General features: G+C 68.4%; 20 protein-coding genes. 4 read left to right on the top strand and 16 right to left on the bottom strand.

Going from position 1 to position 18,886, the window contains the following annotated elements:
* Positions 1-32: 32 nt before the first annotated feature.
* From ACFOWB_RS18645 to ACFOWB_RS18660, 4 genes are all read right to left on the bottom strand, one after another.
* Complete coding sequence (locus ACFOWB_RS18645) at positions 33-1,346, bottom strand: hypothetical protein (protein ID WP_261403596.1); 1,314 nt, start codon at positions 1,344-1,346, stop codon at positions 33-35.
* Positions 1,347-1,450: 104 nt separating this feature from the next.
* Positions 1,451-2,740 (bottom strand): glycosyltransferase, encoded by a 1,290-nt coding sequence (locus ACFOWB_RS18650; protein WP_261403597.1) that lies wholly within the window; start codon positions 2,738-2,740, stop codon positions 1,451-1,453.
* A 196-nt stretch (positions 2,741-2,936) separates the two neighbouring features.
* Complete coding sequence (locus tag ACFOWB_RS18655) at positions 2,937-3,443, bottom strand: hypothetical protein (protein ID WP_261403598.1); 507 nt, start codon at positions 3,441-3,443, stop codon at positions 2,937-2,939.
* Positions 3,444-3,454: 11 nt separating this feature from the next.
* Entirely contained in the window at positions 3,455-4,981 is a 1,527-nt protein-coding gene (locus tag ACFOWB_RS18660; RefSeq protein WP_261403599.1) for an acyl-CoA carboxylase subunit beta, read from the bottom strand.
* Positions 4,982-5,188: 207 nt separating this feature from the next.
* Between ACFOWB_RS18660 and ACFOWB_RS18665 the strand changes: the two genes are divergently transcribed.
* Both ACFOWB_RS18665 and ACFOWB_RS18670 read left to right on the top strand, forming a co-directional pair.
* A complete protein-coding gene (locus ACFOWB_RS18665; protein ID WP_261403600.1) occupies positions 5,189-6,472 on the top strand; it encodes a dicarboxylate/amino acid:cation symporter in 1,284 nt (427 codons plus the stop codon).
* Between the two features lie 13 nt (positions 6,473-6,485).
* On the top strand, positions 6,486-7,415 hold the full coding sequence (locus ACFOWB_RS18670; RefSeq protein ID WP_261403601.1) for an amino acid ABC transporter substrate-binding protein: 930 nt from the start codon (positions 6,486-6,488) through the stop codon (positions 7,413-7,415).
* 15 nt (positions 7,416-7,430) lie between these two features.
* Here ACFOWB_RS18670 and ACFOWB_RS18675 read toward each other — a convergent pair whose 3' ends face one another.
* Together ACFOWB_RS18675 and ACFOWB_RS18680 are read right to left on the bottom strand one after the other, a co-directional pair.
* A complete protein-coding gene (locus tag ACFOWB_RS18675; RefSeq protein ID WP_261403602.1) occupies positions 7,431-8,090 on the bottom strand; it encodes an ATP12 family chaperone protein in 660 nt (219 codons plus the stop codon).
* Positions 8,091-8,185: 95 nt separating this feature from the next.
* Positions 8,186-8,872 (bottom strand): HAD-IA family hydrolase, encoded by a 687-nt coding sequence (locus ACFOWB_RS18680; protein WP_261403603.1) that lies wholly within the window; start codon positions 8,870-8,872, stop codon positions 8,186-8,188.
* A gap of 114 nt (positions 8,873-8,986) precedes the next feature.
* Here ACFOWB_RS18680 and ACFOWB_RS18685 point away from each other — a divergent pair, with 114 nt between their 5' ends.
* Positions 8,987-10,282 carry a DUF3616 domain-containing protein gene (locus ACFOWB_RS18685; protein ID WP_261403604.1) on the top strand — a complete coding sequence of 432 codons (1,296 nt, stop codon included), beginning with the start codon at positions 8,987-8,989 and terminating at the stop codon, positions 10,280-10,282.
* 144 nt (positions 10,283-10,426) lie between these two features.
* On the opposite strand, the gene ACFOWB_RS18690 is transcribed toward ACFOWB_RS18685, so the two are convergent.
* From ACFOWB_RS18690 to ACFOWB_RS18715, 6 genes are all read right to left on the bottom strand, one after another.
* Complete coding sequence (locus tag ACFOWB_RS18690) at positions 10,427-11,680, bottom strand: RluA family pseudouridine synthase (protein ID WP_378148794.1); 1,254 nt, start codon at positions 11,678-11,680, stop codon at positions 10,427-10,429.
* A 33-nt stretch (positions 11,681-11,713) separates the two neighbouring features.
* Complete coding sequence (gene crcB, locus ACFOWB_RS18695) at positions 11,714-12,088, bottom strand: fluoride efflux transporter CrcB (RefSeq protein WP_261403605.1); 375 nt, start codon at positions 12,086-12,088, stop codon at positions 11,714-11,716.
* 51 nt (positions 12,089-12,139) lie between these two features.
* Complete coding sequence (locus ACFOWB_RS18700) at positions 12,140-12,376, bottom strand: type II toxin-antitoxin system RelE/ParE family toxin (protein WP_378148796.1); 237 nt, start codon at positions 12,374-12,376, stop codon at positions 12,140-12,142.
* Positions 12,373-12,597: a hypothetical protein gene (locus ACFOWB_RS18705; RefSeq protein ID WP_261403606.1), complete on the bottom strand. Its 225-nt coding sequence runs from the start codon at positions 12,595-12,597 to the stop codon at positions 12,373-12,375. The genes ACFOWB_RS18700 and ACFOWB_RS18705 overlap by 4 nt, the downstream gene beginning before the upstream one ends.
* Positions 12,598-12,660: 63 nt before the next feature.
* A complete protein-coding gene (locus tag ACFOWB_RS18710; RefSeq protein WP_261403607.1) occupies positions 12,661-13,965 on the bottom strand; it encodes a replication-associated recombination protein A in 1,305 nt (434 codons plus the stop codon).
* A gap of 140 nt (positions 13,966-14,105) precedes the next feature.
* Positions 14,106-15,509, bottom strand: coding sequence for a DegQ family serine endoprotease (locus tag ACFOWB_RS18715; RefSeq protein WP_378148799.1), 1,404 nt, complete (start codon positions 15,507-15,509; stop codon positions 14,106-14,108).
* A gap of 141 nt (positions 15,510-15,650) precedes the next feature.
* Between ACFOWB_RS18715 and ACFOWB_RS18720 the strand changes: the two genes are divergently transcribed.
* Complete coding sequence (locus ACFOWB_RS18720; protein ID WP_261403609.1) at positions 15,651-15,836, top strand: hypothetical protein; 186 nt, start codon at positions 15,651-15,653, stop codon at positions 15,834-15,836.
* Positions 15,837-16,045: 209 nt separating this feature from the next.
* Here ACFOWB_RS18720 and rplQ read toward each other — a convergent pair whose 3' ends face one another.
* The 4 genes from rplQ to rpsM all read right to left on the bottom strand — a co-directional run bounded on the left by rplQ (position 16,046) and on the right by rpsM (position 18,575).
* Positions 16,046-16,456: a 50S ribosomal protein L17 gene (gene rplQ / locus ACFOWB_RS18725; RefSeq protein WP_261405880.1), complete on the bottom strand. Its 411-nt coding sequence runs from the start codon at positions 16,454-16,456 to the stop codon at positions 16,046-16,048.
* Positions 16,457-16,511: 55 nt separating this feature from the next.
* The gene (locus tag ACFOWB_RS18730; RefSeq protein WP_261403610.1) at positions 16,512-17,528 is read right to left on the bottom strand and encodes a DNA-directed RNA polymerase subunit alpha; all 1,017 of its coding nucleotides are present in this window, start codon (positions 17,526-17,528) and stop codon (positions 16,512-16,514) included.
* Between the two features lie 133 nt (positions 17,529-17,661).
* Entirely contained in the window at positions 17,662-18,051 is a 390-nt protein-coding gene (gene rpsK / locus ACFOWB_RS18735; protein WP_261403611.1) for a 30S ribosomal protein S11, read from the bottom strand.
* A gap of 155 nt (positions 18,052-18,206) precedes the next feature.
* Positions 18,207-18,575, bottom strand: a complete 369-nt coding sequence (gene rpsM, locus ACFOWB_RS18740) for a 30S ribosomal protein S13 (protein ID WP_261403612.1) — start codon at positions 18,573-18,575, stop codon at positions 18,207-18,209.
* Positions 18,576-18,886: the final 311 nt, after the last annotated feature.

An 18,886-nucleotide genomic window follows, 5' to 3' on the forward strand; every position in this document is an offset into this window, starting at 1 on the left:
AGAAGCTTCGCCGCGGCGCGGCGCCGAAAGCCCTAGTCCTTGTGGTCCTTGGGCAGCGGCGGCATCCAGTCCGGCCGCGGCAGCGGCGGCGGGGCGGGCTCGACCTTCGGCGACATCAGCCTTCCGTCCGCGGTTCGGGCGAACTGGCTGCGCGCGGTCCACGGTCCAAGGACCAGCGAGAAGTAGTCGTAGGGCCCGCGGACCTCGTTCGCCATGACGAACTGGAAGTGCGCCCGGAACACCCGCCATCCCTTCTGCAGGGACTTGATGGAGTGCTGACCGAGCATCTTGGTCAGAAAAGCGCGGCGGAACGTCGGGTTCGGCCGGTCGGCCGGCACGTCGAGGCCGAGCTCGGTGACCGGGTCGCGGTGCGGAAAATTGAGCGTGTCCCAGGGGCCGACGACCTCGGCCCAGAACAGCGACGGCTCGATCGCCAGCCGCCGGATGCGCTCGCGGAACCAGCCGGCGCGCGGGTGGAACGCGACCAGAAGCTCGCTCGCCCCGACGGTGAGCAGCGCGAAGTTCGATCCGCGGGCGAAGTCGGGGCTCGCCTCATAGGCGCGCGCGATGGCGTCGATCGCGACGAAGCTTCCGCTCGAATGGCCGACGACGAGAACTTCGTCGGCCGCGCGCGCCTCGACGATCTCGCGGATCCGGGCCGCGAAGGCGTCGACGCGGGCGTCGAGCTCCCTGTCGGCGCGCGTCGCGTATCGGCGCTGGGACCGGCCGTCGTCGATCAGATGGACGAGGAACGAGCCGGACCGGCGGAGCGCGGCGACGACGCCGAGCAGAAGCGCAAGGCCGAGCGCGACTCCGACGAGCACGCCCAACACCGGCGCTCCGTGGCCGGCGACGAGATCCGCGATCGCGACCCCGCCCCACACCGAGAGGGCGAACAGCGCGATGACGGTGAGCATCGGATAGAACCAGGCCACCGCGCACCACGGCGCGGCGCGCCAGATCCGCCAGAGGAGGCCCGTCACGATCACCTCGACGCCGGTCCTGAGGCTTCGAACGAGCGTGGCGAGCAGCGGCGCGGCGAAGTCGCGGCGGACGAGATCGTCCCACCGCAACGTCTCGTAGGTCGTTTCGACCCTGGCGTCGCCGGCGGTCAGCCGCGCCCGCCAGCTGAGGCTCGGCGTCGGCGTGCGTGTGACGTCGTCCCGGTCGACGTCGACGACGACGCCCCAGAGCTTGGCGAAGCGCCGGAGCTCGAACACGGAGAGACGACGATAGAGATCGGGATCGCGCGGGTCGTAGCCGGGGACATAAACGAGGTGGCGTCGGCGGACTTCCTGCCCGCCGGCGGGGCCGCCTGTCCCGAACTCATCCGCCGGCTTCGTCACATCATCCGCGGCGGCTTCGGCTGCCATACGCTCACCCGTGCTCATGGGCGGCGATCTATGTCACGGCCGGCGCCCGAAGGACAGGCGCTCCGACTGCGCTCAACTCACTCGGCGGCCTCGCAGGGAGGATAGACGACCGACCGGGCGCGGCCGAACTCCGCCTCGATGCGATCGCAGGCCTCGGCGATCACGTCGGAGCGGCTGGTGCGCTCCGCCACCGACCGGCAGGCCGAGGCGACCGCATCGGAGGCGAGCAGCGCGTCGAGCGCCTGCGCGGCGCGACGCGCGGTGAAGAGCGCGCGCGGCACCGAGGTTCCGCAGCCGAGCCGGCGGATGCGGCTCGCATGATCGAACTGGTCGAACGCCATCGGCACGACGATCTGCGGCGCGCCCGCCGCGAAGGCCTGCGACACCGTGCCGACGCCGCCGTGGTGGATCAGCGCCGAGCAGCGCGGCAACACCTGGCCGAGCGGGGCGTAGGTCGAGAAGAAGGCCCGGCCCTCGAGGCCCTTGGGCGGATCGATCGTCTGGTGCGACAGCACGAGGCATCGGCGCCCGGTCTTCGCGCAGGCCTCGACCGCGGCCCGATAGAGCGAGGCGGTGCGCAGCCGGGCGGAGCCGAAGGTGATGGCGACCGGCGGCTCCCCGGCCGACAGGAACGCGTCGAGCGCCGGATCGAGCCGCGCGGTCGCGGCGCCGAACATGTCGGCGCGCGGAAAGTCGAGCTGCACCGACTGGGCCGGCCAGTCAGCCTGCCGCGGCGCGAACCAGTGCGGAAACAGGAGCAGCATGCGCTGCGAGGAATGCCACCAGCTGCGGATCTTGCGCTTCGGCCGCAAGCCCAGCGACGCGCGGAAGGCGTTGAGGCCCGGCTTGATCAGCGGCGCGATGAAGGCGGTGTAGAGCCCGGTCTGCAGCTTCAGCTTCATCGCGGCCGGCATCCAGCGCGGCATCGGCAGGAACGGCGTGCGCGGCGGCGCGTCGCGCGAGACGAACATGATGGGCGTCAGATGCACCGAGACCACCGGCACGCCGAGCGTCTCATGCGCCACCTTGGCGCCGATCGCGAGCGCCGAGGCGATGACCAGCGTGTCGCCTTCACGATGATGTCGGACGACGAAGTCGTGGGTGGGCTTTAGGAAGGAATGCAGGTTCTTGAACAGTCGCCGGGCGCCCAGGAACGGCCGCCAGAACTGCGGATGCTCGAACAGCGCCGAATATTCGGCGGCGGTGGTCAGCGGTTCGACGTCGACGCCGGCGCGGCGGGCGGCGGGCGCGAAAGTCTCGGCGCAGGAGAGCGTGACCTCATGGCCGCGCCGGTCGAGCTCGGCCGCGAGCCCGATGAAGGGCAGCACGTCGCCATATGTCCCGATCGCGACGATAAGAACGCGCATGTGACCCAGTCCAACCCTACGCGACGCCGCAAAGCGCGACGCGCTGTTCGGCTCTCCATCAGCAAGTCGCGCGCCAGTCGGCGCTCGCCGTCTCTTGATCGTCGTGCAGCATTTCGTCGCCGAGGGGAAGAAGGCAAGCGCGCACGATTGATTTCGTTGTGCGTCGCGACTTGGGCGACACGGCGTCGGGTCTGTCTCAGCCGACGATCGCCCCGACGATGACGAGCGCGATCAGGACGCCGGCGAACGCCATCGCGGTGGCGAGCGCGGTCCAGACGAACGGCAGCGCGATGGCTGCGCCGGCCACGACCGCGGCCGTGAGATTGCCCCTCACCGCCCGCGTCCTCAGCCAGTCGACGACGGCGAGCGCCGCGCCCGAAAGCGCGATCAGGACCACGATCGGCACGACGAAGCGGGCCGAGCTCCCGAAGAGGCCCGGCTCCTCGACCGGCGCCGGCGCGGCCGTCCGCTCCTCCTGCGCCGCGCGGTCGTTGCGCTCGCGGATCTTGCGCGCGAGCCAGCGCCCGGCTTCCTCGTGAAGCGACCGCTCGCCTTCCGGCTGAACGGGTTCGGCCCGCTGCGCGGCGGCGTCCGCGAAGGAGATCTGCTCCCTCAGCACCGCAGGGTCGAGCGCCGGCCCCGCGACGCCGAGCAGAAGCGCCGCGAAGGACAGGACCAGCGCGGCGATCGACAACCGGCTCATCCGCGCGCGTCTCAGAGCGGGATGTTGTCGTGCTTCTTCCAGGGATTCTCGAGCCGCTTGCCGCGCAGCATGGCGAGCGCGCGGGCGACGCGCTTGCGGGTCGAGCGCGGGTGGATGACCTCGTCGATGTAGCCGCGCTCCGCCGCCACGAAGGGCGACATGAAGCGGTCCTCATACTCCTTGGTCTTGGCCGCGATGCCGTCCGCGTCCGCGCCGCGGAAGATGATCTCGACCGCGCCCTTGGCGCCCATCACCGCGATCTGCGCGGTCGGCCAGGCGTAGTTGACGTCGCCGCGCAGGTGCTTGGACGCCATGACGTCATAGGCGCCGCCGAACGCCTTGCGGGTGATGATCGTCACCTTCGGCACCGTCGCCTCGGCGTAGGCGAACAGCAGCTTCGCCCCATGCTTGATCAAGCCGCCATATTCCTGGGCGGTGCCGGGCAGGAATCCGGGCACGTCCACGAAGGTGACGATCGGGATTTCGAAGCAGTCGCAGAAGCGCACGAAGCGCGCGGCCTTGCGGGAGGCGTCGCTGTCCAGCACGCCCGCCAGCACCATCGGCTGGTTGGCCACGATCCCGACCGTGCGGCCCTCCATGCGGCCGAAGCCGACCACGATGTTCTTCGCGAAGCTTTCCTGGATCTCGAAGAAGTCGCCCTCGTCGACCGTCTTCAGGATCAGCTCCTTGATGTCGTAGGGCTTGTTCGGGTTGTCGGGGATCAGCGTGTCGAGCGAGAGGTCGTCGCGGTCGGCGCTGTCGAAGGTCGGCCACTCCGGCACGCCCTCGATGTTGTTGCCGGGCAGGAAATCCATCAGGCGGCGCATGTCCACGAGCGCGTCGACGTCGTTGTCATAGGCGCCGTCGGCCACCGAAGACTTCGTGGTGTGCACCTTCGCGCCGCCGAGCTCCTCGGACGTCACCGTCTCGTTGGTCACCGTCTTCACGACGTCGGGGCCGGTGACGAAGAGGTAGGAGCGGTCGCGCACCATGAAGATGAAGTCGGTCATGGCCGGCGAATAGACGTCGCCGCCCGCGCACGGGCCCATGATGACCGAGATCTGCGGGATCACGCCGGACGCCAAGACGTTCCGCTGGAACACCTCGCCATAGCCCCCGAGCGCCGCGACGCCTTCCTGGATGCGCGCCCCGCCGGCGTCGAACAGGCCGATGACCGGCGCGCGGTTGCGGATCGCCATGTCCTGGATCTTGATGATCTTCTGGGCGTGGGTTTCGCTGAGCGAGCCGCCGAACACCGTGAAGTCCTTGGCGAAGACGAAGACCTTGCGGCCGTTCACCGTGCCCCAGCCGGTGACGACGCCGTCGCCCGGAATGGTCTGCTTCTCCATCCCGAAGTCATGGCTCCGGTGCTGGACGAACATGTCGTATTCCTCGAACGACTCCGGATCGAGGAAGATCTCGAGGCGCTCGCGGGCCGTGAGCTTGCCGCGCGCGTGCTGCGCCGCGATGCGCTTTTCGCCGCCGCCGAGGCGCGCCGTCGCGCGACGCTCCTCGAGCTCCTGCAGAATGTCCTTCACGTGGCGCGCCCTCGGCTTTCCGGGTCGATCAAGAGGGCAGAGGCGTAACGCGCGTCATGCGGCGCCGCAATGTCGACAAAGGGCCGATGACCGCGACGCGGCGCCCACGGGGCGAGCACGCACAATCTTCGGGCGAAGTCAGCGATTGACAGCTTGTTCACGGAGTCGTCATCTTTCGTTAACGTTTTCGTTACCGAGGGGACGGCGATGCGCAACAAGTTCACCCTCTACATCCTGATCGCGATGGTTCTCGGCATCGTGGTGGGCCAGGCCTGCCACGTGGCGTTTCCGGACGCCAAGGTCGCGGGAGCGGTGGCGGGATACATCTCGCTCATCACCACCGTGTTTCTCCGGCTGATCAAGATGCTGATCGCCCCGCTCGTGTTTTCGACGCTAGTCGTCGGCATCGCCCATATGGGCGACACGGCCTCCGTCGGGCGGATCGGCGCCAAGACCATGGGCTGGTTCATCTCCGCCTCGCTGGTGTCGCTGGTGCTCGGCCTGATCATGGTCAACCTGCTGCAGCCGGGCGCGAACCTGAACCTGCCGCTGCCCGACGCCGGCACCGCCACGAACCTCAAGGTGTCGTCGCTGACGCTGAAGGAGTTCGTGCCGCATCTGGTGCCGGCCTCGATCGTCGAGGCCATGGCCACCAACGAAATCCTGCAGATCGTGGTCTTTTCCATTTTCGCCGGCATCGCGATCGCGTCGCTGGGCGAGAAGGGCAAGATGCTCGCCGAGTTCGCCGACCAGGTCGCCCACATGATGCTGGTGATCACCGGCTACGTCATGAAGGCCGCGCCCGTCGCGGTGTTCGCCGCCATCGCCGCCACCATCACCACGCAGGGGCTCTCCGTCCTCTGGACCTACGGCGCATTCATCCTCGAGTTCTACGCGACGCTGGCGATCCTCTGGGCGCTGCTGGCGCTCGCCGGCTTCCTGGTGCTGGGCGCGCGGGTGAAGAACCTGATCGCGCGGGTGCGCGAGCCGTTCCTGCTGGCGTTCTCGACCGCGAGCTCCGAGGCCGCCTACCCGAAGATCCTCGACCAGCTCGCCAAGTTCGGCGTGGCGCGGCGCATCGCGAGCTTCGTGCTTCCGATGGGCTATTCGTTCAATCTCGACGGCACGATGGCCTATTGCACCTTCGCGACGCTCTTCATCGCGCAGGCCTACGGCGTCAACCTGTCGGCCGGCGAGCAGATCACCATGCTGCTCCTGCTGATGGTGACCTCGAAGGGCATGGCGGGCGTGCCGCGCGCCTCGCTCGTGGTGATCGCCGCCACGCTCTCGACCTTCAACATCCCGGAGGCCGGCCTGCTGCTCATCATGGGCATCGACCAGTTCCTCGACATGGGCCGTTCGGCCACCAACGTCATCGGCAACTCGATCGCCGCGGCCGTGGTGGCGAAGTGGGAGGGCGAACTGCACGAGGACGAGCAGGAAAGCGCCGCCGGAGAGCCTGTCGGCGCGCATGCGCCCGCGGCCGCCTGAGGGACGCGCCGCCATGGCCGCCCTGCCCCGCGCGACGATCTCCGCCGCGCTCCTCGCGCTCTTCGCGCTCGCGCCGGCGGCCTGGGCCGAGGAGGCCGTCACCACCGGCGGCGAACCGACCGCGCTCGGCGGCACGCTCAAGAAGGCACACGACAGCGGGACGGTGACGATCGGCTATCGCGAGGCCTCGTTCCCGTTCTCCTATGTGGCGAACAACGGCCCGAAGCCGATCGGCTACGCGATCGACCTCTGCCTCGGCGTCGTCGAGGAGATGAAGCGGGAGCTCGACGGTCAGGCGCTCGACGTCGCCTATGAGAAGGTCACGTCCGAGACGCGCATCCCCGAGACGGTCGCCGGCAGGATCGACCTCGAATGCGGCTCCACCACCGCCAACAAGGACCGCGAGAAAGAGGTCGCCTTCTCGCCGATCACCTATGTGGCCGGCACCAAGCTCATGGTGAAGAGCGCCTCCGGGCTCCGGTCCTATCGCGACCTTGCGGGCAAGACCGTCGTGGCGACGGCGGGCACGACGAACGAGAAGGCGCTGCGGGCGATCGCCGAGAGGCAGAAGATCGACCTCAGGATCGTCACCGCGCCCGACCACGAACAGAGCTACGCCATGGTAGCCAGCGGCCAGGCCGACGCCTTCGCGACCGACGACGTGCTGCTCTATGGTCTGATCGCCCGCCACAAGGCCGACGCCGACCTCATCGTGGTCGGCGACTTCCTCACCTACGAGCCTTATGGGCTGATGTTCCGCAAGGACGACCCGCAGATGGCGCGGGCGGTCGCGCGGGCCTTCGCGAAAATGGCCGAGGACCGGGACCTGATCGAGGCCTATCACCGCTGGTTCGAACGGCCGACGCCGACCGGCGAGCAGATCGCCCTGCCGATCAGTCCGCAGCTTCAGGAGGTGTTTCGCAACATCGGCCTCGCCGACTGAGGCGGCGCGACACCCTCAGGCTCGCGCCAGCGCCATCGTCTCGACTGCGGCCCGCATCTCGGTCTCGCGGTTGGCCTTTCGGGCCGCGGCCTCCGAATCGTAGCCCCAGAGCTCCTCGTTCCAGTCCTCGTCGACATTGGCGGCGGCCCAGGCGGCGGCGAGGTCGAGCGCGCCGCGCTGGAGCGCCAGCGCGATCAGCGCGGATCCGGTCAAAGTCGTAAGCACGCTCAAGGCCGTAAGCGCGAATACGTCGTGGCGGGGCAGCGCGCGGTCCACCGCCTCGAGCGCCGCGCCGGGCTGGCCGACGAACATCACTCCCTCGGCCAACACAAACCGGGCGCCGAGCCCGTCGCGCGCGAAGGCGAGCACCGGATCCCAGTGCGCGCTCTGCTTGGCGACGAGCCGCTCGGGACGCTCCGCGCGATAGCAGACGAGGTCGCTGCCGGCGTATTTCACGATCTCCGCCGCCACCGCCTCGCGCTCGCGCGCCACCCCGTCGATCGCGACATTCGCGATCCGCGTCAGCGGCATCGTGCTCGGATCGATGGTCTCGCTCTGCCGCTCCCACTCGGCCGCAACCGCCGCGCCGAGCGCCAGGGTCGGAAGCGCGAGCGGCGCCCGGGCGGGCGTTCGGGCGGGACGCCCGTCGAGCGCGATGACAAAGCCGCCTTTCACCGCAACGGCTTCTGCGTGTTTGTAGAAGCGCTTCGGCAAGACTGGCCGTTGGGCCAATCCCTCGGGACGCTGCGCGCCAGGACGCTGAGAATCGGTCATATGGCGTCCGCCGTGTCGGAGAGGCCGAGGGCCGCGTCGAGCTCTTCGAACGAGCCGAGCACGAGCTCGGCGCCCGCAGCGAGCAGCCGGTCGGCCGGGTGATAGCCCCAGGAGACGCCGATGGCCCGCGCGCCGGCCGCCCGCGCCATCGCCATGTCGAAGCTCGTGTCGCCGACCATCACCGCCTCCTCGGGTTTCAGCCCCGCTTCCAGGCAGGCCTGGAAGATCATGGCGGGATGGGGTTTCGACGGCGCGTCGTCCGCCGATTGCGTCGAGACGAACCGGCCCTCGTAACTGAAGCGGTCGAGAAACCGCTCCACGCCCCGGCGAGAATTTCCGGTCGCAAGCGCAAGCAGGACGTCGTCGCGCGCGCCAAGCCTGTCGATGACCTCCGCGGCTCCGGGATAGAGCGGCGAATGATCCGCGCCATGGGTCAGGCTGTTTCGAAAGATCGTCTTGAACGCTTCGCCGATCGCCTTGCGCGGATGACCCGGCGCCTCGCGCGACAGCTCCGCCACCGCCTCCGCGACGGAAAGGCCGACGACGCTGAGAATGGCTTCGCGATCCGGAGGTTCGAGATCGTGGCCGAGATAGGCTTCGCGCATCGCCGAGACGATGGCGTGCTGGCTGTCGATCAAGGTGCCGTCGACGTCGAAGAAGACGAGCAGTCGGGGAGCGCTCATGCCGCAGCAGGTAGCGCGCCCGCCTCGCTTCGCACAAGCGCCCCGTCGCCGCGCAGGCGCCCGCCCCTATGTCATCCAGACGTCACGACGGCGACAGGCGGGGTGGAGATTCCGATGACGAAGGCGAAGCACGAAGACGCAGAGGGCGACGCGCGCTCTCCTCGCGAGATCGCTGCGGCGATGCGCGAGGTCGAGGGCGGGCTCTCGGTCACGGACGCCGCCCGGTCGCTCGGCCTCGTGAAGAGCGAGTACCAGCGGCTCGCCGCCGCTCACGCCGAGCGCCGCAAGGCGAAGCTGGTGACGCAGCTGCCGCTCGTTTTTCACGAGCCAGACCCGGACGCGGAGAAAGCCATCCGCGAAGACGTCTCGGCGATCGCCGCGATCGCCGAGGGCGAAAGCCTGTTCATCGGCGCCGACGAGGGCGCGGCGCTGGAGCGGCTCACGGCGCGACGCGACGCGGCGGGCCGCGTGGTGGGCTATGGCGGACACAAGCGCTTCGATCTGCACGACTTTTTCGACTTTCCCAACGGCCGTGACGAGGAGGCGGACGTGGAGGGTCTGGCGATCGCGGACGGATTTCTGTGGGTCGTCGGATCGCACAGCCTGAAGCGCAAGAAGCCGAAGGCCGGCGACGATCCCGAGAAAGCGCTCGAAACGCTGACCCGCGTGGTGCGGGAGGCCAACCGTTTCCTGCTCTGCCGCATCCCGCTCGTGGCCGGCGACCATCCCGGCGCGCCGAAGCTCGCTGCGTCCGGGCCCGCGGTCGACGGGAGCGGCCGAACGCGTCGCGCGGGGGCGCTTCGGATGGACAAGGACGGCAGTGTCCTCTCCCGACGGCTCGCCCGCGATCCTCACCTCGGCCCGTTCATGTCGATCCCGTCCAAGGACAACGGGCTCGACGTCGAAGGCATGGCGGTTTCAGGCGACCGGGTGTTCCTCGGTCTGCGCGGCCCCGTGCTGCGCGGCTGGGCCACCATTCTAGAGCTTCGGTTCAGGGCGAAGAAAAAGACGGGCCGTCTCAAGCTCCGGCGTCAGGACGACGGCGATCTCATCCGTCGCCATTTTCTCGATCTCGACGGCCTCGGCGTCCGCTCGCTGCTGATCGACGGCGAGGATCTCGTGGTGCTGGCCGGCCCGACGATGGATCTCGACGGTCCAGTGCGGCTCTATCGCTGGCGCGGGGGCCTCAACGCGCAGGACTCGACCGTCGCCCCACGCGCGGACGTCGAGCGCATCCTCGACCTGCCTTTCGGCGAGGGCGACGACCACGCCGAAGGCGCGACGCTCATGCCTCTCTCGCCCGGCGATCCGATTCGACTAGTGGTGGCCTACGACACGCCGGCGCACGCGCGGCTGGTGCGAAGCGGTGGCGTTCTGGCGGACGTCTTCGAAGCGCCGGAGCGGTTCTGATGGGGTTTGAAGCGGACTTGGCGCTTCGAGACGCGCCGTCGGCGCTCCTCAGCGTCAGGACCGTCCGGGTGGAGAAGAACTGAGCCTCTCCTCATGCCGAGGAGCGGCCGTCAGGCCGCGTCTCGAAGCATGCCGTTCATTTCGTCACTCTTCGGGCGCTTCGACGATCGGGTCGTATTTGCTCGTGTCGAAGCCCAGAAGGTTCCAGCTCTGCTCCATATGCGGCGGCAGCGGCGCGGAGACGTCGAGAACGTCGCCGGACGGCAACGGCAGAACGAGGCGGCGGGCGAGCAGATGAAGCCGGTTCTGCACGCCGCCCGGCAGCTGCCAGTTCTCGATGTCGAAATACTTCGGGTCGCCCACGATCGGGTGGCCGATATGGGCGCAATGCGCCCGAAGCTGGTGTGTGCGTCCGGTGACCGGCTTCAGCGACAACCATGAGAGCTTCTGCCCGGCGTGCTCCACCACGGCGTAATAGGTCAGCGCGTGCGCCGCGCCGTCGTCGCCATGCTCGGCCACCACCATGCGCTCGCCCAGCGGGCCGTCGCCCTCGCCCTTGGCGAGATAGGTCGATATCCGCCCCTGCTTCACGCGCGGGACGCCGGGAACGAGCGCCCAGTACACCTTCCGCGCATAGCGCGATCGGAAGGCGCGCGCGAGCTCGGACGCCGCGAGCCGGGTCTTGGCCACCACCAGCACGCCGGCCGTGTCCTTGTCGATGCGATGGACGAGGCGCGGCTTCTGTCCCTGGCTGTCGGTGAGCGCGGTCAGCATCCCGTCGACATGGCGGGTGATGCCGGAACCGCCCTGCACGGCGAGCCCCATGGGCTTGTTGAGCACGAGGACGTCGCGGTCCTCGTGGATGGTCATGTCACGCAGGTCTTTCGCATCGCGGTCGTCCTTCACCGGACGGCGCACCGCAGGCGCGGCGGGGCGTTCGTCGTCCCCCTCCCCGTCGCTCTCGTCTTTCAGCGGCGGAACGCGCACCGTCATGCCTGCGGACAGCCGCGTCGCGGTCTTGGCCCGCGCGCCGTCGACGCGAATTTGGCCCGTGCGGCAGAGCTTCTGCAGATGCCCGAAAGCGAGCGCAGGAAAGCGCTCCTTGAACCAGCGGTCGAGCCTCAGGCCTTCTTCGGCCGGACGCACCGGGATCGACTGGACGCCGGCGGATTTTCCGGGGAGCGCCGGCAAGACCTTCGGCGCGGGCGCAGGTTCGGGCGCAGGGCGCTGCCGCAGCGCGGGCTTGTCGGCAGGTTTGGCGGCCGATTTGGCTGGCGCACGAAACGCCTCGTTGGCCTTGGCCTTGGTGGCGGCGCGGGTCGGCCGCCGTGCGCCGGCGGGCGTAGCGCGGTTTTGGCCGGATGCGGGCTTTCTGCCGCGGGGCGGGCGGGCGGACATCAGTTCGAACTCGAGGCTGGAGAAGCGCTTCTCTTAGCCCAGAGCGCGCCCGAGCGCGAGACCCGCGACAAGCGCGCCGATCGAGAGGACGACGGAGGCCGCCACATAGACCGTGGCGGTCGTCGCCTCCCCTCGCTCCCAGAGCGCGACGGCGTCGAGCGAGAAGGCCGAGAAGGTGGTGAAGCCGCCCATGATCCCGGTCATCAGGAAGACGCGGAGCTCGTTGGTCCCGCCTTTCAGCGCAAGCAGCGCCGCGATGAGACCCATCACCAGACCGCCCACGACGTTGACGGTGAGCGTGCCCCAGGGAAATCCCGGGCCAAAGGCGCGCATCGTCCAGACGTTGACGCCGTAGCGCGCGACGGAGCCGAGAGCGCCCCCCAGGGCGACGAGAAGGATTGGGATCATGGGCGGGTTCGGACGGAAGGGTGACGGGCGGCGTGAAAGACGCCGAGGATATCAATGTGCTCGCGACCGACCCCATAGACGACGATGTAGGGTAGGTTCGAGAGAATAAGTTCGTACGCTTCCTCTGCGCACGCCCCGACGGCTGATGAATGGGAAATCGGCAAGCCTTTTGACCGCCTCGTCGACCCGATCGAGCACACGAGCGGCAGCTGCGGGGTTATCGCGTCGGATATGCTCAGCTATGCCACGCAAGTGCGTGCGAGATCGTTCAGCGTACCGGACGATCACCGCCGATATTGCGCGAAGAACGCCTCCATCTCCGCGGCGGGGACATAAGGGCCGTCTTCCGAAAGCGCAGAATCGACCTCGGCCAGCTGCTCATCCGATAATCGCAGTTCGCCGGAGAGCTCGCTCTCCGCTGCGTCGATCAGCATCTGCGCCAATTCGTTTTGCCTATCGTCCGGTAGCTTTGAAAGCTCTTCGAAGGCCTTCATCAGAAGTTCGGTCATCGAGCGTTCCTCGATCTCGCGTCACGGAAGGCTACACCCCACCCGGGGCACGCGCCGCAGCCCTCACCCGCGCTCGGCCCGCAGCCGCGCCCAGTAGTCGATGCGCTTTCTCAGCTCCCGCTCGAAGCCGCGGTCCGGCGGGTCGTAGAAGGCCCGCCTCCCCATGGCCTCGGGGAAGTAGTCCTGCCCCGAAAACCCGTCCGGCGCGTCGTGATCATAGGCGTAGCCGTCGCCATAGCCTTCCGATTTCATGAGTTTCGTCGGCGCGTTGAGGATGTGCTTCGGCGGCAGCAGCGAGCCGTGCTCCTTGGCGGCGGCTCGCGCGCGCTTGTAGGCGACATAAACCGCGTTCGACTTCGGCGCGGTGGCGAGATGGATGACGCATTCGGCGAGCGCGAGCTCCCCTTCGGGCGTGCCGAGCTGCTCATAGGCGTCGCGCGCCGCGATCGCGACCACGAGCGCCTGCGGGTCGGCGAGGCCGATGTCTTCCGAAGCCATCCGGATGAGGCGTCGCGCGAGGTAGAGCGGGTCCTCGCCCGCGTCGAGCATGCGGGCGAGCCAATAGAGCGCGGCGTCGGGGTCGGAGCCGCGGACCGACTTGTGGAGCGCGGAGATGAGGTTGTAGTGGCCGTCCGCGGACTTGTCGTAGATCGGCGCGCGACGCTGGACGACGTCCTGCACGCGCTCCGCGTCGAATGTTTCGCCCTTGCGCGCCGCCCGCCAGATCTCTTCCGACAGCGTCAACGCCGCGCGGCCGTCGCCGTCGGCCATGCGGATCAGAGCCGACCGCGCTTCGGCGTCGAGCGGAAGCGCCCTGCCCTCGATCTCTTCCGCACGCGCCAGCAGCTTTTCGAGCGACGCCGCGTCGAGCGAACGGAACACCAGCACGCGGGCGCGCGACAGCAGCGCGGCGTTGAGCGCGAAGGATGGATTTTCAGTCGTCGCGCCGACAAGCGTGACGGTGCCGTCCTCCATGACGGGCAGGAACGAGTCCTGCTGCGCCTTGTTGAAGCGGTGGATCTCGTCGACGAAGAGCAGCGTGCCCCTCCCCGTCATCCGCCGCGCGCGGGCGGCGTCGAACACCTTCTTGAGATCCGCGACGCCGGTGAAGATCGCGGAGATCGGCTCGAAGGCGAGGTTGGTGGCGTCGGCCAGCAGCCGGCCGACCGTCGTCTTGCCGGTGCCGGGCGGCCCCCAGAACACGAGGCTCCCGAGAGACCCCGCCTCGACGAGCCGTCCCAGCGCGCCGTCGCGGCCGAGAAGATGCTCCTGACCGATGACTTCCTCAAGCGATCTTGGCCGCAGGCGGTCGGCGAGCGGCCGTGGCGCGTCGCGGTCCATGCCTGCGGCTTCGAAGAGGTTGCTCATTGCCGTCTCTCACGCGGGGCGACCGCCCCGGCCGTCATGCCCGAGCTTGCCTCGGGCATCCACGACTTGATCGTAGATCGCCGCGCGAGCCGAAGTCGTGGATACCCGGCTTCGCCGGGGATGACGAGCGCAAAGCCTCGTCAGAACACGCTCGTCACCAGCTGCCCGTCGCGCTCGATCGTGACCTTCCAGTAGCCGCTCTGCCCCGAGGCCGCGACGCGCTCGAGATCGCGGGTGCTGGCGATCTTGGCGTTGTTCACCTGCCGGACGACGTCGCCCTTCTGGAAGCCGAGGCGCTCGGCGATCGAGCCGCTCGCGACCTCCGCCACCGCGACGCCGGTGAGCCCCGATCCGAGCGACATCTCCTCGGCGAGCGCCGGCGAAAGGTTCACGACCGTCGCGCCTGTGAACGGCGTCTCGCCGCCGATCGTGCGCTGCTCGCGCGGCGGATTTTCGGGCGCGGCCGCAAGCTCCACCTTCAGGTCGCGCGCCTTGCCTTGCCGCTGGATCGTCACCGTGGCGTGGCCGCCGACGGGGCGCGTCGCGAAACGGAACGAAAAATTCTCGACGTCGTCCACGGGGCGGCCGTCCACCGCGGTGATCAGGTCGCCTGACTCCGCTCCCGCCTTGGCGGCGGGCGAGCCCTTGGCGACGTTCGCGATCAGCGCGCCTCCGGGGTGGTTCAGCCCGAGCCCGTCGGCGATGTCCTTGGTGACGTTCTGCAGGTCCGCGCCGAACCAGGGCCGGGTCACGGACTTCGAGCCGGCGCGCGCCGAGGCCACGACCGCCTGCACCATGTTGGCGGGAATCGCGAAGCCGATGCCGACCGAGCCGCCCGATTGCGAGAAGATCGCGGTGTTGATGCCGGCGAGCCTGCCGTCGAGGTCAACGAGCGCGCCGCCCGAATTGCCAGGATTGATGGCGGCGTCGGTCTGCACGAAGGACGAGATGTCGCCGACGCCGACCTGCGTGCGGGCGAGCGCGGAAACGATGCCGGACGTCACCGTCTGGCCGACGCCGAACGGATTGCCGATTGCAAGCACCAGGTCGCCGATCTGAAGCTCGTCGGAGTCGGCGAAGGGCAGCCACGGGAACTTCTGCTTGCCGTCGCCGATGCGCAGCACCGCGAGGTCGGTGCGCTTGTCCTTCAGAATCAGCTTCGCCTCGAATTCGCGCTTGTCGGAGAGCGCGACGCGGAGCTCCGTCATGCCCTCGATGACGTGGTTGTTGGTGACCACGAGCCCATCGTCCGACACGATCGCCCCGGAGCCGAGCGAACGCTGGGTCCGGTCCTGTCCCAGAGGGCCGCGGTCGCCGAAGAACTGGCGGAAGAACGGGTCGTCCAGCAGCGGGTTGCGCCGGCGCTGCTCGACGCGGCTCGCATAGATGTTCACGACAGCAGGCGTCGCCTGCGCCACCACGGGCGCGAACGACAGCTTCACTTCCTGCCGACTGTCGGGGAGGCGCCGCTGGTCCTGCGCATGCGCGGGAGCCCCCGCCAAGAAAACCGCGACGGCGGCGGCCAGAGTCTGGACGAAACGCATTTTTGGGCGGGCTCCTTTCGGACGGCCGGGCGACCGTGGCGGCGACAGCCAAAGGCCGTACGCCTCGATCAAGCCGAAGACTGCGCGCTCTATATGGCGAAGCGAGCCGCTTGCAGCGACGGGCGGAACGGAGAAAAGACCGTGAAAACCATTCTGCTGATCGTCGGCTTGCTGCTCGTCGCCTCGGGCGGGCTCTGGTTCCTGCAGGGGCTCGGGATCGTGACCTGGCCGCAGGAGAGCTTCATGATCGCCCAGACGCAATGGGCCTGGTACGGCGGCGCGACATCGCTCGTTGGCCTCGCGCTCGTGGTGTGGTCGCGGAGGTGACGCCGCCCTTGTCCCGGACTTGATCCGGGACCCAGAGCCGACGTCGGTTCCGCTAAAAGCTCGTCTTTCAGCAATTGATCTTGTAGCCGTCTCGGTTCTGGGTCCCGGATCAAGTCCGGGACAAGGAGCTCGGTTCCCCGGATCCAAAAACGCGAAAAGCGGCCGTCGCCGGCCGCTCTCCGTCAGTTTAAAAGCCGAAACGCCAAGCCTCAGGCGGCTTCGGCAGCCTCGGCGCGCTCGCGGTCGACCTTGCCCTTGGCGTCGACGTCGCGGTCGACGAACTCGATCACCGCGATCGGAGCGTTGTCGCCCTGGCGGAAGCCCGCCTTGATGATGCGGAGATACCCGCCCGGGCGCTCCTCGTAGCGCGGCGCGAGCACGTCGAAGAGCTTCTGCACGGTCGGAACGTGACGAAGCTCGGAGATCGCGAGGCGGCGCGAGTGAAGATCGCCGCGGCGCGCGAGCGTCACCAGCTTCTCGACGACCGGACGCAGGTCCTTGGCCTTCGGCAGCGTGGTGATGATCTGCTCGTGCTCGATCAGCGACTGGGCGAGGTTCTGGAACATCGCCTTGCGGTGGCTCTGGAGCCGGTTGAAGCGGCGTCCCCGCCGGCCGTGCATCGACATTTTCGTTCTCCTTAAGACCGGGACTCAGCGGCCCGCCGGTCTTGCGACCTCAGTAGTGTTCTTCGAAACGCTTGGCGAGTTCGTCGATGTTGTCCGGCGGCCAGCCGCCGACTTCCATCCCGAGGTGCAGACCCATCTGGGCCAGCACTTCCTTGATCTCGTTCAGCGACTTGCGACCGAAGTTCGGAGTGCGGAGCATCTCGGCTTCGGTTTTCTGGATGAGGTCGCCGATATAGACGATGTTGTCGTTCTTCAGGCAGTTGGCCGAACGCACCGAAAGCTCGAGCTCGTCCACCTTCTTGAGCAGCGCCGGGTTGAAGGCGAGCTCCGGGATGGAGGACGGCGCGGCTTCCTTCTTCGGCTCCTCGAAGTTGACGAACACTTCGAGCTGGTCCTGCAGGATGCGGGCGGCGTAGGCCACCGCGTCCTCAGGCGTGATCGAACCGTTGGTCTCGACGTTGAGCGTCAGCTTGTCGAAGTCGAGGTTCTGGCCCTCGCGGGTGCTCTCGACGCGGTACGAGACCTTCTTGACCGGCGAGTAGAGGCTGTCGACCGGGATGAGGCCGATCGGAGCGTCCTCGGGACGGTTGCGGTCGGCCTGGACGTAGCCCTTGCCGGTGTCGACCGTGAACTCCATGCGAATCTCGGCCGCCTCGTCGAGAGTGCAGAGCACGAGGTTCGGGTTCAGGATCTGGACGTCGCCCACCACCTGGATGTCGCCCGCGAGCACCTGGCCCGGGCCCTGCTTGCGCAGCACCATCCGCTTCGGGCCTTCGCCCTGCATCTTGATGGCGATGTCCTTGATATTGAGGACGATGTCGGTCACGTCCTCGCGCACGCCCGGGATGGACGAGAACTCGTGCAGCACGCCATCGATGTGCACCGAGGTCACGGCCGCGCCCTGGAGCGAGGACAGCAGGATGCGCCGCAGCGCGTTGCCGAGCGTCAGGCCGAAGCCGCGCTCGAGCGGGGCCGCCACCATGGTCGCGATCCGCGCGCCGTCGCCGGACGCCGAGACCTCGAGCTTGTTCGGCTTAATAAGGTCTTGCCAATTCTTCTGGATCACTTCTCAGCATCCTTCGTCAGTCGCCGCGGGCCGCCGTCGCCCTCCGCGGAGAAGCCGACCTCGCGAAAACCGCAGCCGGCTGGAACAGTCCCGCGCTCCGACGTCTCGGAGCGCGGCGTCGAAAAGGACGACGTCAGACGCGACGGCGCTTGCGCGGACGGCAGCCATTGTGCGGGATCGGGGTCACGTCGCGGATCGACGTCACCATGAAGCCCGAAGCCTGAAGGGCGCGGAGAGCGGACTCACGACCCGAACCCGGGCCGCGGACCTCGACCTCGAGGGTGCGCATGCCGTGCTCGGCGGCCTTCTTGGCCGCGTCCTCGGCAGCGACCTGGGCCGCGTACGGGGTCGACTTGCGCGAGCCCTTGAAGCCCTGCGCGCCGGCCGACGACCACGACACGGTGTTGCCCTGGGCGTCCGTGATGGTGATCATCGTGTTGTTGAAGGTGGCGTTCACATGCGCCACGCCGGAGGCGATGTTCTTGCGCTCGCGGCGGCGAATGCGCTGGGCTTCCTTGGCCATAGGTCTCTCGTGTCCTTCAGGCGCGCCCGTGATGCCAGGCGCTCGGGAAATATGCGTCTCCCGGGCGCGCGCCCGGGATCTTCGGTTCGGCGTCGTCCCGGACGGCGGAGCCGATCCGGAACGACGCGCCGCAGCCGATCAGGCCGCGGCGGAAATCACTTCTTCTTGCCGGCGATCGGCTTCGGCTTGCCCTTGCGGGTGCGCGCATTGGTGTGGGTGCGCTGGCCGCGCACCGGCAGGCCGCGGCGATGGCGCAGACCGCGATAGCAGCCGAGGTCCATCAGGCGCTTGATGTTCATCGCGACGTCGCGGCGCAGGTCGCCCTCGACGATGTAGTCGCGGTCGATCGTCTCGCGGATCTGGATGACTTCGGCGTCGGTCAGCTCGTTCACGCGGCGCTCGGCCGGGATCGAGACCTTGGCGCAGATCTCGGTCGCCTTCGAGGCGCCGATGCCGTGGATGTACTGAAGCGCGATCACGACGCGCTTGTTCGTCGGAATGTTGACGCCGGCGATACGGGCCATCTTTGTCCCCTCCATGTGGGCCGGCGCGAGGCCGGCGGAAGAAGCGTGCGTCCGGTGGAGGCCGGCCCATGCGCGCTCATGAATTCGAAGCGCCGAAAGGCAGCGCGGACGCAGCGCTTGGAAAGCACAGCGCGACCAGACTGCTTTCAGGATGCGTGCGGTTAGCGCCTTACACGCCAGGCGTCAACCCCTTGCTAGGAGATTCGGAGCCCAGCAGTCGCTGTCCCGCTGTCGCCGCGCCCCCGCTCGTCAGAAGCGTCAGCCCGTCAGCGGCGCGCAGTTCTCGGACGTGCAGCAGTTCCCCCGGGACA

Origin of the sequence: Chenggangzhangella methanolivorans (assembly GCF_042648545.1) — a bacterium.
In the GTDB taxonomy this organism is placed as follows: Bacteria; Pseudomonadota; Alphaproteobacteria; order Rhizobiales; family Methylopilaceae; genus Methylopila; species Methylopila methanolivorans.